The sequence below is a fragment of the Sedimentibacter sp. genome (assembly GCF_032080165.1).
Lineage (GTDB): Bacteria > Bacillota > Clostridia > Tissierellales > Sedimentibacteraceae > Sedimentibacter.
The window spans coordinates 190,653-208,140 of sequence record NZ_DAMASY010000001.1; the positions used below are offsets into that span (position 1 = coordinate 190,653).

Sequence of the window (17,488 nt, forward strand, 5' to 3'; positions counted from 1 at the left end):
GTGAACAAAAAACCATCGAATAACATCGATGGTTTAATTAAAGATTTGGGCTGTCTGCTTAAAGATATCTGCTTATTTTTCCTGTATAGTAAAATGATAATCTGTGCAGTGCTCTTGTACATGCTACGTATAATAGCTTTTTGTCAAATATGGTGTTGTAATTTTTGTCATCTGCTCCGTATATCATTACCGTATCAAATTCTAATCCTTTTGCTAAATAAATAGGAACTATTATAACACCGGTTAAATTTTGTTCTCCTACATAATCAACGAGCTTAATATTGATTTTGCTTTTCAATCTGAAAAATAAATCAGAAGCATCCTTTCTGTTTTTACATATAACTGCTATAGAATTATATCCTTGTGCTTTGTACTTACAAATATCCTCAATAATTCTGTTATCTAAGCTTTCGGAGCTTTTTTCGTGAATTACTTCGGGTCTTTCCTCATTTCTTTTAAAATACTCGGTATTAATATTTTTCTCTTCTAACAGTTTTTCACTGAATTTGCTTATTTCGTATGAGTTTCTATAGCTTTTGTTTAAATAAATTTTGCTGCTTTTTTCGAAATTGAATATTGAAATAATTTCATCATAGAAGGATAAATCACTTTTCTTTTCAATAGATTGATTAACATCACCAACAATTGTAAATCTTGACTCTCTGAACAACACTTTCAGTACATGATAATGCATTGGATAATAGTCCTGTGCTTCATCAACGATAATCTGCTTTATGTTGCCGAATACATCAACACCTTCAGCTTTTATTTTAAGATACATCAAAGCGATTCCGTCAGAATAAGGTATGTTGTAGGGATCATTAATCATCCTATTGGTATAATCAATTATTTCATCGATGTTTTCCGGAAGATTCAAACCTTTGGCAAAAGTTTTAAATAAATCTTTATCATTAAATAGCTTTTTATATAGATCATAGCTGCTGAATTCGGTAAATTTATGAATTTTTTCAATTAATGAGTTGGTTTCCTTAGCTGCCAAAACTCTTGTAAAGCTTTTGATTTCAAACTCATGTCCATTGGATTTACTTACTGCCTTTTCTATTTTTTCCCTTCTGTTGTTTTTATGTTCACGAACCTTATCGATTATTCTGCTTTCGATGATTTTTAATTTTTTTAAAGTAGCCATATCTAATTTTCCGCTTAATAAAAAAGCTTTAAGTAGATGTTTGTTTTCAATTATCTTACCGTTAAAGTAAACATCTTCAAAAGGTATCAGTTTATGCTCAAAGTAATAAATAAACCTGTCAATAATTTTCATGAAAGCATAAGACCCTTTAAACTCATCGTATGATCTTAGAAAATTTCTTTTTTTCTTTGTTTCTGCACAGATGATATTTTCAAAGTTCTCGCTTTTTGTTTTCACAGATAAATTATTTTCAAAAAGCTTGTTAAATATATTTTCAAAAGTGAATTCTCTTATATTTTCTTCACCAAGCTCCGGGAGCACATTGGATATATATTTAGAAAATAATGTGTTAGGTGATATAATAATTACGTTATTAGAGCTTAATTTCATATTAAGCCCCTGATATAATAAAAAGGCGATTCTATGAAGAGCTACAGAGGTTTTTCCACTTCCCGCAACTCCTTGAACAACAAGCAGATCATTTTTCAAATCACGAATTATAAGATCCTGCTGTTTTTGTATAGTTTCAACAATGGTTTTCATTTTTGAGGTCATGTTTTTTGATAATGCTTCCATAAGCATTTCATCAACAATATTAACGTTACTGTCAAAAAAGTATTCCAAAACACCTTTAGTAATTTTATATTGTCTCTTTAAAGAAATGGTTCCTCTTATTTTTCCGGAGGGTGCCTGATATTCCACGGGACCGATTTCTGAACGATAATATAAGCTTGAAATAGGTGCACGCCAATCAAAGACTTTAATATCATGGGTTTCCTCATCCATTAAGTTAAAAAGTCCTATATAAATTTTTTCGGTGTCATCGTATCCATCTTCGGTAAAGTCGATTCTTGCAAAATATGAATTATTAAGCATCCTTTCATGCTTTGCAATACGTTTCTCAAGTTCTGTATAGCTTAAGGTTTGCAGTTGCAATGCACTGAGATATTGATTTAAATCGGTCAGTTTATCAAAATCTGCAGAAGTATGTGTAGTATTTTCCCACATTTCTTTTCTTGCTTCTATCAAATCTGATTTTTGTTCCGCTAATTTTTCAATATCGATGCTTAGATAATAATTTAACAAATTTATAACTTCATTTAAATAATTATTTTCTTCTATAAATTTTTCACTGTATTCCATTATGAAAACCCCTTCAATACTAAGCCGAATTTATATACTTAATAGATTATTATAACATAATATGCATTATATGAAAAGAAAAATAAAAATACACAAAATTACAAAAGAATAAGTTTACTGTCTTACAATCTTTTTCAATTTTTGTAAACATTTTAGTGACATATTTATTTTTTTGTGTATAATATAAGTAGAGTATTAATGGGATGAGGGGATAAAATTGGTTGGAGAAAAGATTAGAAGTATTAGGAAAAGTAAAAATTTAACGATAGTTGAACTGTCAGAAAAAATTAATGTAACATCCGGTTATATATCACAAATAGAAAGAGATTTAATATCTCCTTCACTTTCTGTGCTGAAAAGGTTAGCTGATACATTAGAAATACCCCTATCAGTTTTGTTTTCAGAGGATAATGACAAAAGTGTTATAACTATTGCCGAAAACGAAAGAACAAAGGTTAAATTTGGAAATATCAATGTAGAATTAGAGTTTATCACACCTGTTTTAAACAAGAGTGAAAAGAATTCTCAAGTTGAGGCATTTTTATTTAAACTTAACCCGAAAAGCTGGATAAGCGAAAATGTAATAGTAAATGAATCACATGAATGTATTTATGTTTTATCCGGTGAAATACAATGCCATATCGGAGATGAGGTTTTTACCCTATCAAAAGGGGACAGTATTTGTGTTCCCGAAAATAACGGTCATATGATTTTTAACAGTCATGATGATGAATCAGAAGCTTTGTGTATTATTTCTCCTGCAATTCATTAAGTATTAAAATAGTCCTTGACAAAGCATTTTGTTGTAATATATTATCATATAATAATATCGATGATGGAAAGCAGTAAACAATATTTTTATTAAGAGAGTCGGCGGTCGGTGTGAGTCGATATAAAAATTTGTTGAATCCGTTCCGGAGTATTCAGGGGCAGCAACCTGGACGTTGTAGGCGTTAACTTATTAAGTGATTATACATAGGTATGGGCACACACCTTTTTGAGCGGGATAGTCTCTGAAGAATAGGAGGAATGTCCCCGTTAGGTATAATAATTAGAGTGGCACCGCGAGTATCCCTCGTCTCTAAAAATTGAGACGAGGTTTTTTTTATGCCCTAACCCCATTTGAACAAGCGACAGCGCAGTTTAAATGGCGGCAGGTCAAAAAATATAATTTTGTTAGAAATGGAGGAGAATATGTTAGATATTAAAAGAATAAGAAATAATCCGGAAGAAGTTGAAGATTTATTAAAAAGAAGAAATCCGGAATTAAGTTTGAAAAATGTATTAGAATTAGACAAAGTAAGACGAGAGAAGCTTGTTGAAGCTGAAAATATGAAAGCCGAACAAAACAAAGTTTCTAAGCAGGTTCCTTTATTAAAAAAGGAAGGAAAAGATGTTACGGAAATTCTTCAGGAAATGAAAGATTTAGCTGAAAAAGTGAAAGTGTTTGACGGTGATATAAAAGAAATTGATGCTAAAATTGAAGAAGAGTTATTAAGTATCCCTAATACTCCGAACCCGGATGTAGCTGTAGGAGCTTCTGATACTGACAACAAAGAAATCAGAAGATGGGGAGAACCAAGAAAATTTGATTTTGAGTTAAAACCTCACTGGGACTTAGGTGTGGACCTGAATATTTTAGATTTTGAAAGAGCAACTAAAATTACGGGAACTCGCTTTTCAATGTTTAAAGGAATCGGAGCAAGATTAGAAAGATCAATTACAGCGTATATGCTTGACAAACATACTATTGATCATGGATTTACGGAAATAGCACCTCCTTTTATGGTTAACAAAGAAAGCATGTACGGAACGGGACAGCTTCCAAAATTTGAAGAAGATATGTTTAAGTTAAATCAAAAGGATTATTATTTAATTCCTACTGCGGAAGTTCCTGTTACAAATATTTACAGGGATGAAATAATAGATGAAGTTAATTTACCTATTTATATGACTGCATATACACCCTGCTTCAGAGCAGAAGCAGGGTCAGCCGGAAGAGATACAAGGGGTTTAATCAGAAATCACCAGTTTGACAAGGTTGAAATGGTTATGTATTCAACACCTGAAGATTCTTACAGACATCTTGAAATATTGACAAACTTTGCTGAGGAAATATTAAAAGGATTAGGACTTCCTTATAGAGTTGTTGAGCTTTGCACGGGAGATATCGGATTCAGTTCAGCTAAGACATACGATATAGAAGTATGGATGCCAAGCTACAACAGATATGTAGAGATTTCTTCTTGTTCTAACTTTGAAGATTTTCAGGCAAGAAGAGCTAATATAAAATACAGACCTAAGGATAAAGGAAAACTTGAGTTAATTCATACATTAAACGGTTCAGGACTTGCAGTGGGAAGAACATTTGCCGCAATATTGGAAAACTATCAAAATGAAGATGGTTCAATAACCATTCCTGAGCAATTGCGACCTTATATGAGAGGTTTGGATAAAATAAGTTTATAAATAACAACAACCTGAGTGTAACGACAAATTTGCGCTCAGGTTATTCATTTCTTTTTCTGAAATAATAAATTGATGAAGTTACCAATGCAGCTGTGGTTTTTACTATGAGATCACTCATTGTATCTTCAAGCCCGCCTTTTACCATGCCTGTATTAAACATAAAATCGCCTGAAAATTCAAATATTTCCCATAATGTTCCTAAAGTGACTGCAAAACTAAATGCAAATAATGATGTAGCCATAACATATCTTTTACGTGTAATATCTATTTCTCTTCTAATAATTCCTTTTATCAAATGAAGAAAAGTTATAACCATATAGCTTCCAAAAGCTCCGTGGAGCATTAAATCCCACCACCATATATAATCATAGAAGTTTTTAATTTCTCCGAAATACTGAGCGGTAAAAATAAATATAATACCGAACAATTGAAAGCTCAAGGGAAGGTTCAATTTTTTCTTTTTGGCTAACAAGGATAATATAAAAGGTATAAGAATACTGAAAATTGCTAATAGTGAAAGTTTAAAAACCTCATAATCTTTTTGCAGCAAAGCAGTGAAGCCGGTAAATATTAAAATTGCTTCAAAAATAACCAACAATATTGTTACAGTTTTATTATATATGTTCATTTAAATTCCTCTCATAACTTTTATTCTATTATATGTATTTTGAGATTTATTTATATTGACTTAGATATAAAACCTTGATTATCATAAGTTAATTATTTACAATAACAAAAATAATAATGCAATTTGTCGAAAATTAATATATAATTATTTATATAATGGATTGGAGGATACTTATGAAAAAGATAAAAAAGGTATTGTCTGTTTGCCTTTTAATAGTTATTCTGACTAATACTGTTGTATATGGTGACATTAATATTAATAATAATATAAAGGGTGCACTGTTAGGTGATTTAGAAACAGGTGAAGTTTTATATGAATATAATATAAACGAACAATTGGCAATTGCCAGTATATCTAAACTGATGACTTACCTGATAATGATGGATGCTGTATCAAACGGAGATATTTCCTTAGATGATGACGTTGTAATAAGTGGACATGCCGCTTCTACAGAGGGCAGTAAATTCGGTTTGGTATCAGGCGAAACAGTCAAGCTCAGTTTGCTTGTTAAAGGTTTGCTTATAGTTTCAGGTAACGACTGCGCAACAGCAATTGCCGAGCATGTAGGTAGTACAGTAGATAATTTTGTCAAAATAATGAATGAAAAATCCTCAGAATTAGGGTTATTGTCCGGAAGCTTCATTAATCCTCACGGATTGCCGATAAACGATGAAAAAACAGGTCAAAATCATATGTCTGTATCAGATTTATATAAACTGACAAGACATATATTAACTAAATATCCTGAAATTTTGGAAATAACAAAGCAAAGTGAACTTGTTGTAACCGAAAGAAATTTCATGAAACAAGCTACAAATCCGATACTTGGTTTTGTAGAAGGCGCTGACGGGTTAAAGACCGGCTTTACGGATAAAGCCGGAATATGCCTTGTATCAACCTTACCTGTTAACGGTGAGCAGAATTTCAGATTAATAAGTATCATATTAGGTGCGGTAACTCATGAAGATAGATTTGACAAAACAAAAGAGCTGTTAGAATACGGCAGGGATAATTTCAGCTATAATAAAATTATTAAGCAGACAGAAGTAGTTGATCGTGTCTATATTAATAATTCCAAAGATGGCAAGATAGAAGTTTTCCCGTCATCGGATTATAATAAAATATTAAAGAATGATGATATAATTAAGACTAAAATTTCATATAATGATACTGTTAAAGCACCATTAAAATCAGGTGATAAAATTGGCACTATCAGTATATATGTAAATGACCGGGAAATTGGGCAGATAGATGCAGTAGTAAATAAAAATATAGAAAAAGCTAATATTATTGTCAGAATATTTAGATTTTTCGGGAATATTTTTAGCTGATTAACATCTGTTAAAAATTTAATATTTTGAAATATTTTCAGTATATATAAAAAGGTGCTTTGGATATTTATTAACTTTGTCGAAAAATCTATGAGCGCTTTTTTGTTTAATTTATAGTAAAAATTATTAGATAAAACATCAACCGGTGTTATAATTATGCACAATAAGTATAATTATAATGATTTCATGAAGTAATAAGCATATTGACAAAATGAGTAAATTAGTGTAATATTCATTTTAAGTTAGAATGTGCATCTGTAGCTCAGTAGGATAGAGCAGTGCCCTCCTAAGGCATGTGCCGGGGGTTCGATTCCTCTCAGGTGCACCATTTTTTACCAAAAATGAAAACGATAACAATTATAATAATAATTAGTTTATACTAATTTTATTATATAAATTTATTTTGGAGGAGACAATGAAGAGATTATTATCCTTAATATTAGTACTCACTTTGGTTTTAACAGCATGTACCGGTGGAACAAATCCTGGACAGGAACAACCAGGACAACCTGAAGGACCTTCTCAAGGAGAAGACGTAACGGAAGGCGGAAAATATGCGGCTGAGCAGGTGTACAAGTATACATATGCTGAAGAAATAACAACTCTCAATTACCTTATAAACACAACATGGATAGATATGAGCGTTGCGGCAAATCTTGTGGATACATTGGTTCAATACGATAAATATGGCGTTCTTCAGCCGGCCTTGGCAGAGAGATGGGAAGTGTCGGATGATGGCCTGGAATGGACATTCCATTTGAAAAAAGGAATTAAATGGGTTGATTACGAAGGAAATGAAATGGCAGAAACTACTGCAAACGATTTTGTTTCATCTGCAAAATATATATTAACAAAAAATAATGAATCCGAATCTGCCAACATAGTTTATTCTGTTATAAAAAATGCCGAAGCATATTATAATGAGGAAATAACTGATTTCTCACAGGTGGGAGTTAAGGCGGAAGATGATTATACCCTGGTATACACTCTGAAAGAGCCGGTTCCTTACTTTGAGTCCATGCTGACTTACGTAAGCTTTTTCCCTGTTTATGAACCATTCCTGGAAGAAATGGGAGATTTGTTCGGAACAGCGAACTCAGCTATATTATATAACGGCGCATATCTGTTAACTGAATTTGAACCGCAGATTAAGAGACTGAGCACAAAGAATGAGAAATACTGGGATAAGGATAATGTACATGTAAAAGTTCTTGACTACAAATACAACAAAGAGGCAAGCTCCTTAGGAGGAGAGCTCTTCAGAAGAGGAGAGGTCTCTCACGCAGTTATTCCTACAACTAACCTTGATGAGTGGATGACAAATCCTGAGCTTAAAGACAAAATATCTCCGGACAGATTGGGAACATACACATATTTCTATGCATTTAACTTTAAACCTCAGTTTGATGCAGAATATGAGCCTGAAAACTGGAAAATAGCAGTAAACAATGTTAACTTCAGAAAGTCAATCGTAGCTGCGCTTAACAGACGTGCTGCTGTTGCAACAGAAGACCCATACAATCCTGATTACAGGATACTCAATACTATTACACCTCCGAACTTTACTTCTCAGAATGGTTTGGATTATACAGATATAGGTGATTTGGCAGCACTGAAGGGAAAAGATTTTTACAATAATGCAGAAGCTAAATCTTTAAAAGAGAAAGCGATTGAAGAACTTACTGCAGCAGGTGCAAAATTCCCTGTAAAAATATTGATGCCTTACAATACAAACAGCTCATACTGGGCACAGGAAGCACAGGTTGTTAAGCAAGGATTAGAAACGATTCTGGGTAGCGATTATGTTCAGGTTACGCTTCTTCCGCACGCTCCTACAGGATTCCTTGACGGAACAAGAAGAGCAGGTAATTATTCGCTTATGCAGGTAAACTGGGGTCCTGACTATGCAGATCCTCAGACATATACAGATCCGTTCAGACGTGACGGAAACTATAATTTCCCTGAATATACAACAGAAGTAAATGCTGACGGAGAGAATATCTACGAAGTATATGAGTCCATGATTAGTGAAGCAAAGGCAGAGCTGATTGATTTGACTAAAAGATATGAATTGTTTGCAAATGCGGAAGCATACTTAATCAACAACGCATTTGTTATTCCGCTTAAGGTCAGCGCAGGAGACGGATATGTGGCATCTGTTGTACTTCCGTTTGAAAGACCGTATGCACCGTTCGGTATTGCAACAATGACATGGAAGGGAGCCAGACTTCTTGCTGATCCTATAAGCATGGAAGAATTTGAAAAGGCACAGGAAGAGTGGCAGACAGAACGTGAAAATGCTTTAAAGGAAGCAGCGAAATAGTTCTTAAAAGATGGGGGCTCTCAGCCCCCATTTTGTATCTGAATCAAAACAGAAAGGAAGAAGTATAATGAAGTATTATGTAATAAGGCTCTTTAGATCTTTCTTGACGCTGATGATAGTTATAACAATTGTGTTTTTTTTGATGCGTATGATGCCTATTGAAGGATATTTCGGCTCAAGCTTTGATAAGCTCGATGCTGGTCAGATAGAAGCTAAACTTAAAAACCTTGGGCTTTTAGATCCGTTGCCTGTACAACTTAAAAATTTTTATATGAATTTGCTAAAAGGAGACTTAGGTCAATCAATCACATACAGGCCTAAGGTTGATATTACGAAAATATTGGGAGATAAGTTGATAACATCACTGCGCTTCGGAGTGGCTTCTCTGACATTGTCGCTGATAGTTGGTTTGAGCCTCGGTATTTTAATGGCAAGGCACAAAGGCAAGTTTTGGGATAAATTCGGAACATGCTATGTTGTAGGGGCAAACGCAGTACCTGCCATAATATACTACCTCTTCATACAAGTGTTTTTTACAGATATATTCAAGCTTCCTCTGCTGTTTGACAAATCAGACCCCAAAAGCTGGATACTGCCGGTGCTTTGCTTATCATTGGTAACCACAGCTTATTATGCTATGTGGATAAGGCGTTACATGGTTGACGAGCTGAACAAGGATTATGTCAGACTGGCGAGGGCAAAGGGCTTAAAAAGCAAGGAAATTATGGTAAGGCATGTTATGAGAAACGCCTTTGTTCCTATGGCGCAATATTTACCTGCTTCAATACTTTATACTGTTGCCGGATCTATTTATGTGGAATCATTATTTTCAATACCGGGAACAGGCGGACTTTTGGTTACTGTAATACAAAGACAGGACAATACATTGGTTCAGGCATTGGTGCTTTTGTATTCTTCCATTGGAATAGTCGGATTGATGCTTGGAGATATACTTATGGCTACATTTGATCCGAGAATTAAATTATCACATGAAGGAGGATCAAGATAATGACAAGCAAAAAAATCATTAAAGACATAACTGACAACATAGATCCGTCCTTATTTGAATTTGCGGAATACGATGAAACCAAAAGTGAGTTGACGGGATATTCAAACTATTCATTCTGGAAATCGACTTTTCAGGTTTTCATGAAAAATAAGGTTGCTGTAGCACTATTAATTTTAATTGTTTCTGTAGTTTTATTTACCGCTATACAACCGTATTTACCAAATCAAAAAAGTCCTACACAAATATATATAAATCCGGAAACAGGCTTGCAGTACAGAAATATTCGACCGAATGATCCGTCTGTTAGTGAGAATTTTATATTCGGAACAAACTCAATCGGACAGGACTTGTGGGCACGCCTGTGGAGCGGTACAAGGACATCCCTGTTCATAGGAGTTTCTGTAGCCATATTTGAAGCAATAGTTGGTATAACTATCGGAGCTCTTTGGGGCTATGTCAGAAAATTGGATGCAATTATAACAGAAATATACAACGTATGGGATAACATTCCGTCTACAGTGGTTTTGATTATATTGACATATATTATGAAGCCGAGTATCTCGACTATCATATTTGCCATGTGTATGACCGGATGGCTGCAAATGGCAAGGTTTGTAAGAAACCTGATATTGATTATAAGAGATAGGGAATATAATCTTGCTTCACGGTGCTTAGGCACTCCCACAAGCAGAATTATAACCAAGAATCTTTTACCATACTTAGTATCTGTTATAATGCTCAGAATGGCACTTGCCATACCTGCTGCTATAGGAAACGAAGTATTCTTATCATATATAGGTATGGGATTACCGATTGATATACCGTCACTTGGAAATCTGATTAATGAAGGAAGAGCTTTGATGATGGATCCTAACCAAAGGTACCAGTTATTCTTCCCGGCTGCCGTAATATCTGTTGTTACTATATCCTTCTATGTAATAGGCAACGTTTTTGCAGATTCTGCCGATCCAAGAAATCACGTATAGGAGGCTGCCATGATAAATAACGAAAAAGTATTATCTGTTGATAACTTAGTCATAAAATTTAATTTGCGCGGACAGGAATTAACCGCAATCAGAGGTGCATCATTAGATCTGCATAAAGGTGAAAGCCTGGCGATAGTCGGTGAATCCGGCTCCGGTAAATCAGTTTTTACAAAGTCATTTATGGGACTTTTAGATGCTAACGGAAGAATTGAAATCGGGTCCATAATGTATAAGGGTAATGATTTAGCGAAATATAAAACTGAAGATGACTGGATAAAAATAAGAGGAAAAGAAATAGCTATGGTTTTCCAGGATCCCATGACGTCGTTAAATCCTCTTAAAACGGTAGGTAAGCAGGTGCAGGAGTCAATAGAGCTTCACCAGAATTTGCAGGGTGAAGAAGCTAAAAAATTGGCTGTTGAAATTTTAAACGACGTTGGTATTTCTGAACCGGAGAGGAGATATAAGCAATATCCTCACGAGTTTTCCGGCGGTATGCGGCAAAGAGTTGTTATAGCTATAGCCGTGGCATGTAACCCAAACATTTTAATATGCGATGAGCCTACAACGGCTCTGGATGTTACTATTCAGGCACAGATTCTTCAATTGTTAAAAAACCTGCAGAAGAAATATCAGCTGACAATTATATACATTACCCACGACTTAGGCGTTGTTGCCAACGTTGCCGATAGAATAGCAGTTATGTATGCAGGAGATATAATAGAATTAGGTTTGTCTGAAGAAGTATTCTTTGATCCTAAGCATCCTTACACATGGGCACTGTTATCTTCCTTGCCTCAGCTTGGGATAAAGGGTGAGGATTTATATTCCATAAAGGGTACGCCTCCAAACCTGTTTAAAGAAATAAAAGGTGATGCTTTTGCACCGCGTAATCCTCATGCACTAAAAATTGACTTTGAAAAAAGACCTCCTTATTTTGAAGTGACCCCTACTCACAAGGCGAGAACATGGTTGCTTGACCCAAGAGCACCAAAGGTCGATCCACCTCTTTTAATTAAAAAAATGAGGGAAATGGAAGTAAAGAGAGGTGAAGGTCTTGAATAACAAAGAATGCTTATTAGAGGTTAAAAATTTAAGAGTAGAATTTGGAAAAGGGAAACAAAAATTCGTTGCGGTAAATGATGTAAGCTTTAATATTTATAAGGGTGAAACCTTTGGACTTGTTGGAGAATCAGGTTCAGGTAAGACTACTATAGGCAGAGCTATAATAAGAATTAATCCTGCCGCATCAGGAGATATAATTTATAATGGTCAGAAGATAAGCGGAAAAATAGATAAAGAATTGGACAGTCAGCTTACAAGAAAAATTCAGATGATATTCCAGGATCCTATGGCATCCTTAAATGAAAGGGCAAAGGTTGATTATATAGTATCGGAAGGTTTATATAATTTAAAAAACTATGGATCTGAAGAAAACCGAAAAAAGAAGGTGGAGCAAACATTGCTGGATGTTGGGCTGTTGCCTGAATTCGCAAGCAGATTCCCCCATGAATTTTCCGGTGGACAAAGACAGCGCATAGGTATTGCACGAGTATTGGTTATGGAGCCGGAACTGGTTATAGCCGATGAGCCAATATCTGCCCTTGACGTGTCAATTCGTGCTCAGGTTATAAATCTGTTATCGGATTTACAAAATAAAAGAGGATTAACATACTTATTTATAGCTCACGATTTATCGGTTGTACGATTTATTTCAGACAGAATAGCGGTTATTTATAAAGGTAATATTGTTGAATTGGCTGAATCGGAAAAGCTGTTTGCCAATCCGCTCCACCCTTATACAAAATCACTTTTATCGGCGATACCGACGCCGAATCCACACGTTGAAAGAAACAAAATAATTGAAGTATATGAACCGGAAAAAAGTCATTTTGATTACGATTCAAATCCGCCGAAATGGGTAGAAATTGAGCCGGAGCATTATATTTTAGCTAATGACAGGGAGCTTGAAGGTTATAAAAAGATTATGGGTCGCTAAAGCGTCCGGAATACACTTTTCATAAATTTGAGAGGGCTTAAACCCCCTCTTTTTTACGCAAAAAATTATGTTGACAAGGGGTGTACTATGCTATATAATACAGTTACTGTATTAAGTGTATTAATACACATAACATAATAAAGAGGCACAGAAGGTAGAAGAAAATGAAGGAGATAAAAATAGTTTTAACTCAAACAAATACAGTTGTATCAAAAACATTGAAACTTGTATCAAAAAAACCCTACAATCATATATCAATATCTTTTGAAGATGATTGTTCGACAATGTTCAGTTTTGGCAGGAAGATAAACTGGTTTCCTCTTATAGGGGGCTTTGTTAAAGAAAATCCGAATAGCGGTGTATTTAAAATGCATCCTGAAACAAAGTGCAAAATATATAAATTAGAAGTGACGGAAGCAGATTATAATACAATTTTAAAAAGATTAAACAGGTTCTTAAATGACCCGAAAAGCTTCAGATACAGCTTCTTAAATGTATTTTTAATTTACTTTAATATTCCGTTGCAAAGGCAATATTATTATGTTTGCTCAAGCTTTGTATCATATCTATTATGGGGTATAATACCATTCAAGAAAGAAATTTCGCTTGTGATACCGGATGATTATAACACATTAGAGCTTCAGGAAGTTTATGAGGGAAAATTGACAGATTATGTGAACAGAAAATTGGCATACAACAATATTTAACAGGAGGTGTGAGATGATTCTGATTGATAATAATAGTTCAAAAGCCCTATATGAACAAATATATGACGAATTAACAAGATTAATATTGTCAAAAGTACTTAAACCGGATGAAAAATTGCCATCTGTAAGAGAGTTAGCCGCAATGATAAAGATTAATCCGAACACTATACAGAAAGCATATAAAAGCTTAGAAGAAAACAATTATATTTATACTGTGAAGGGAGTAGGAAATTTTGTAAAGGATTCCATAGAACTGAGGAGTATATATATAAAGAATTTGGAAGAAAAATTGAGTGAAGCAATAAAATCATTAAAAGAGCTTGGGTTAAATGATGAATATATAATTGATTTAGTGAGGAAAATACTTAAACCTAATGAAGGTTAAAGGAGGTAAAAATGTTAAAGGTTGAAAATTTAAGCAAGAAATTTGGGGAATTTCAAGTTTTAAGCAATATAAATATAAATCCTGAAAGCAGCCAGATATATGGATTGGTCGGTTCTAACGGATGCGGAAAAACCACATTGTTAAAGCAAATAATGATGATTTACATACAAGATGAAGGAACTATTTATTATGACGGTAAAGAATTAAAAGAAAATACCGAATTTTTAAGCGACTTCTATTTTGTTCAGGACAGCTTATTTTTCCCGTACCAATCAACATTGAGCAAGCTGTTTGCCTATGAAAAATTATTATATAAAAATATGTCAAGCGATAAATTTGATAATTTAGTTAAATATTTTAATATAGAGAAAAATAAAAATTTAAATAAAATGTCTAAAGGTCAAAAAAAGCAGGCAGCATTTGTATTGGCAATTGCAGCTCAGCCAAAGGTATTACTTCTTGATGAAATAGTGGATGGGCTTGATGCAGTGATTAAAAGAAAGTTTTGGGATGTCCTGATACAGGAAGTTATGGAAAATGAAATGACCGTAGTAATATCTTCTCATGATTTAAAGGAATTAGATAACATATGTGACAAAGTAGGTATTATGCATGAAGGTAAAATACTGAAGGAAGAAAATCTGGAAAAAATGAAGGATGAAATCAAAAGAGTTCAATTTGCAGTTGAAGGAGAATTTAACCCTGAAGGGGTTAAAGAATTTAATATTATTAAATCAGTCAAAATAGGAAGTATTAATATATGTACGTTAACCGGAAATGCTGATGAGTTTAAACAGCAATTAGAAAAAGAATATAAGGTTCTTTTATTTGATAAGCTTTCCATGAACCTTGAGGAAATTTTTATTACTGAATTAGGAGGTGCCGGCTATGGAACAGAGAAAAAATAATTTCATTTCATTACTTTTGTATTCATTAAAAAGTAAAAAGAACTGGTTTCTTTTATCAACAGTAATAATTTTTATTACAACAATGTTAATACCCTTTATATTGGAAATAGGCGGAGAATTTTTTATCGCCTTTGGAATTGTTGAAGTATTTATTTTAGTATTTGTTAATTGTCTTGTAGATAACAACTTTCTACATAATGACTCTAAGCTAACTTACTATAAATCAAAACCGATTTCTTTCAAAGATCAAATTTTTATAAATGTTATCAATAACCATATATTTACGGGATTTTTGTTGGTATTGATTTTCTTGTCCGACGCTGTTCAAAATTATAATATTGACATATTAGAGATATTTAAAGTTATAATACCATGGCTTTCAGTGGGGATATTTTTATCGGCACTATCTTCAATATTATCCGGTAATACCTTGGTAGCAGGATTAATGACAATATTTAACTTTGCTTTGCCTGCTATATTTTATTTGATAATACAATTTATGTTTTCAATATTAGAGGATTTGGTTATCGGCTTTAGCTCAAATGTGTTGATGGAGTACTTTGTTGACGCTTTTTACAAGTTAGATTATATTTATTTATTCATATATTCCAGCAGAGCAATAGATATAGTATATTTCTTAATTTTAGGAGTAATAATAGGATTTATTACCTTCTTGATATTAAAGATGATTAAAAGAAGAAAAAATGAAAATACGGGCAATTTCATGGTCTTTGACGGCTATAAATATTTTGTTTCCGTTCTCGCAAGCTTAATAATTCCTGCATTTTTCTCAGTAACCTCTTACGACAGAAGCGTTGCAAGCGAAGTAATGGTATCCTTATTATTGGCTGCCCTGTCATACTATATAATAATTGCAATTATGGAAAAAGCATTCAGAATTTCAAGATTGTCAATTAAGGTATTTTTGGTAAGTATGGCATCATTTATCGTATTAACCGGTGCCACCGTATTGTTTGCAAATCAGTATCGAAATGTAGTCCCTGATCCTGAAGATGTAAAAGCGGCTTACATCGGTAGTAACAGGTGGATATATAGAGAAATTAACAGGTATTTAGAAAATGAAGATAATTTAGATTATGAAAAATTATCAGAAATTGCAAGTAAATATTATAATAGCAACATCATACTTTTTACTGATAAGGAAAACATCGAAAATATAACAAGGATGCATAATGAAATTTTGAATAACCAAGGTTATTCTAATGAGGATTTATATATATACAACGTAGTGATAAACTATTATATGAATGACGGCAGTATAATAATCAGAGATTATAGAATTAAAAATGATGATAATGCTGAAAATGGGGTAAAGGATGAAATTGCATCTGATATTCTGAAGTCCGAAGAATTGAAAGAGAAAAAGTTCTTCTATTTATATGATGAAGATTACTACTTGAAAAATAAAGACAATATAAAATTTGTACTGAGAAATGATATGGGAGAAGCATATTTCCCGGATGAAGATATAAATGTGGATTATATAAGACCTCATTTAATTAAGGATATTGATACGATGTTTTACGACAGTGATAAAGCATTTATTGTACTGAACCGCTATAATTTCGAAATGCCTGCAAGAGAATATAAGGAAAGTTATTATATACAAATTACCATAACAAATGAAGATAATGATTCAAAGGATATTTATCAAACAATTTATTTAGATGATAGATTTGAAAATACAAGAGAGTATTTGAATATTAAATAAATAATAATGCAAAATTGAGGGGTACCTTGCAAAAGTAAGGTACCCCTCAATTTTTTCGTAACATTTGTTAACAATTTAAAAATATATTTTAATATTTTAGAAAATGGTAGTTAATAATCATTTAATATAATTGTTTTGTAAGGGGTATTCAAAACAAATAAAGATTGAGGTGATGCTATTTTAAAAACTTTAAAGACGGTAAAAGAAAATAATAATTAAAAAAACAAATCTTTAACCACAAATGTAAAGGAGGAAAATTACATGTTAATGTTTAAAGGAAAGGTTGCGAAAATTACAACAAGCTTAATGGTTACATCTTTTATGGTATTTGGATCTATGACACCTGTCAGTGCAGCTGAATATCAATACAAATTAAATAATGTCGAAGTTAATGAGGATGCACAGGGAAACAATTCAGATAGTGCAGCAAAATTCACGTATACTGAAGATGGGGAAAAAATACTTACAGTTACTCCAAGATCAAATTTTAGATCTCATAATCGAAATTTCCGAAATGGTGCTGTAATTCCTGGAGACAATGAAACACCGATAGATGAAGAGACACCAGTAGATGAAGAAACACCAATTGATGAAGAAACACCAATTGATGAAGAAACACCGATAGATGAGGAAACACCAATTGATGAAGAGACTCCGATAGATGAAGAAACACCGATAGATGAAGAGACACCAGTAGATGAAGAAACACCAATTGATGAAG

The 17,488-nt window shown here is 33.2% G+C and carries 14 protein-coding genes, 1 tRNA gene, 1 pseudogene and 1 other annotated feature; of the genes and pseudogenes, 14 read left to right on the plus strand and 2 right to left on the minus strand.

Features of this window, described 5'->3' with window-relative positions; genetic code table 11:
• Window positions 1-58: 58 nt before the first annotated feature.
• Window positions 59-2,290 carry a UvrD-helicase domain-containing protein gene (locus RT412_RS00875; RefSeq protein ID WP_313339342.1) on the minus strand — a complete coding sequence of 744 codons (2,232 nt, stop codon included), beginning with the start codon at window positions 2,288-2,290 and terminating at the stop codon, window positions 59-61.
• Between the two features lie 217 nt (window positions 2,291-2,507).
• Here RT412_RS00875 and RT412_RS00880 point away from each other — a divergent pair, with 217 nt between their 5' ends.
• Window positions 2,508-3,062: an XRE family transcriptional regulator gene (locus RT412_RS00880; RefSeq protein WP_313339344.1), complete on the plus strand. Its 555-nt coding sequence runs from the start codon at window positions 2,508-2,510 to the stop codon at window positions 3,060-3,062.
• A gap of 51 nt (window positions 3,063-3,113) precedes the next feature.
• Window positions 3,114-3,376, plus strand: a binding site (T-box leader).
• A 108-nt stretch (window positions 3,377-3,484) separates the two neighbouring features.
• Window positions 3,485-4,759, plus strand: a complete 1,275-nt coding sequence (gene serS, locus RT412_RS00885) for a serine--tRNA ligase (RefSeq protein ID WP_313339346.1) — start codon at window positions 3,485-3,487, stop codon at window positions 4,757-4,759.
• Between the two features lie 40 nt (window positions 4,760-4,799).
• On the opposite strand, the gene RT412_RS00890 is transcribed toward serS, so the two are convergent.
• Entirely contained in the window at window positions 4,800-5,387 is a 588-nt protein-coding gene (locus tag RT412_RS00890) for a hypothetical protein (protein ID WP_313339348.1), read from the minus strand.
• A gap of 173 nt (window positions 5,388-5,560) precedes the next feature.
• Here RT412_RS00890 and RT412_RS00895 point away from each other — a divergent pair, with 173 nt between their 5' ends.
• The 12 genes and pseudogenes from RT412_RS00895 to RT412_RS00950 all read left to right on the plus strand — a co-directional run.
• Window positions 5,561-6,718, plus strand: coding sequence for a D-alanyl-D-alanine carboxypeptidase family protein (locus tag RT412_RS00895; protein ID WP_313339350.1), 1,158 nt, complete (start codon window positions 5,561-5,563; stop codon window positions 6,716-6,718).
• A gap of 251 nt (window positions 6,719-6,969) precedes the next feature.
• Window positions 6,970-7,046, plus strand: a tRNA-Arg gene (locus RT412_RS00900).
• 87 nt (window positions 7,047-7,133) lie between these two features.
• Window positions 7,134-9,041 carry a peptide ABC transporter substrate-binding protein gene (locus RT412_RS00905; RefSeq protein WP_313339352.1) on the plus strand — a complete coding sequence of 636 codons (1,908 nt, stop codon included), beginning with the start codon at window positions 7,134-7,136 and terminating at the stop codon, window positions 9,039-9,041.
• A 64-nt stretch (window positions 9,042-9,105) separates the two neighbouring features.
• Window positions 9,106-10,050, plus strand: coding sequence for an ABC transporter permease (locus RT412_RS00910; RefSeq protein WP_313339977.1), 945 nt, complete (start codon window positions 9,106-9,108; stop codon window positions 10,048-10,050).
• On the plus strand, window positions 10,050-11,036 hold the full coding sequence (locus RT412_RS00915; RefSeq protein ID WP_313339354.1) for an ABC transporter permease: 987 nt from the start codon (window positions 10,050-10,052) through the stop codon (window positions 11,034-11,036). The genes RT412_RS00910 and RT412_RS00915 overlap by 1 nt, the downstream gene beginning before the upstream one ends.
• 9 nt (window positions 11,037-11,045) lie before the next feature.
• Entirely contained in the window at window positions 11,046-12,101 is a 1,056-nt protein-coding gene (locus tag RT412_RS00920) for an ABC transporter ATP-binding protein (RefSeq protein WP_313339356.1), read from the plus strand.
• Window positions 12,094-13,035: an ATP-binding cassette domain-containing protein gene (locus tag RT412_RS00925; RefSeq protein WP_313339359.1), complete on the plus strand. Its 942-nt coding sequence runs from the start codon at window positions 12,094-12,096 to the stop codon at window positions 13,033-13,035. The genes RT412_RS00920 and RT412_RS00925 overlap by 8 nt, the downstream gene beginning before the upstream one ends.
• A gap of 164 nt (window positions 13,036-13,199) precedes the next feature.
• Complete coding sequence (locus RT412_RS00930) at window positions 13,200-13,742, plus strand: hypothetical protein (RefSeq protein WP_313339362.1); 543 nt, start codon at window positions 13,200-13,202, stop codon at window positions 13,740-13,742.
• 13 nt (window positions 13,743-13,755) lie between these two features.
• Complete coding sequence (locus RT412_RS00935; RefSeq protein WP_313339365.1) at window positions 13,756-14,127, plus strand: GntR family transcriptional regulator; 372 nt, start codon at window positions 13,756-13,758, stop codon at window positions 14,125-14,127.
• An 11-nt stretch (window positions 14,128-14,138) separates the two neighbouring features.
• Complete coding sequence (locus tag RT412_RS00940) at window positions 14,139-15,035, plus strand: ABC transporter ATP-binding protein (protein ID WP_313339368.1); 897 nt, start codon at window positions 14,139-14,141, stop codon at window positions 15,033-15,035.
• Window positions 15,016-16,767 (plus strand): hypothetical protein, encoded by a 1,752-nt coding sequence (locus RT412_RS00945; protein WP_313339370.1) that lies wholly within the window; start codon window positions 15,016-15,018, stop codon window positions 16,765-16,767. Before RT412_RS00940 ends, RT412_RS00945 begins: the two co-directional genes overlap by 20 nt.
• Before the next feature lie 261 nt (window positions 16,768-17,028).
• Window positions 17,029-17,488 (plus strand): annotated as a pseudogene (locus RT412_RS00950) (hypothetical protein); the annotation flags it as partial.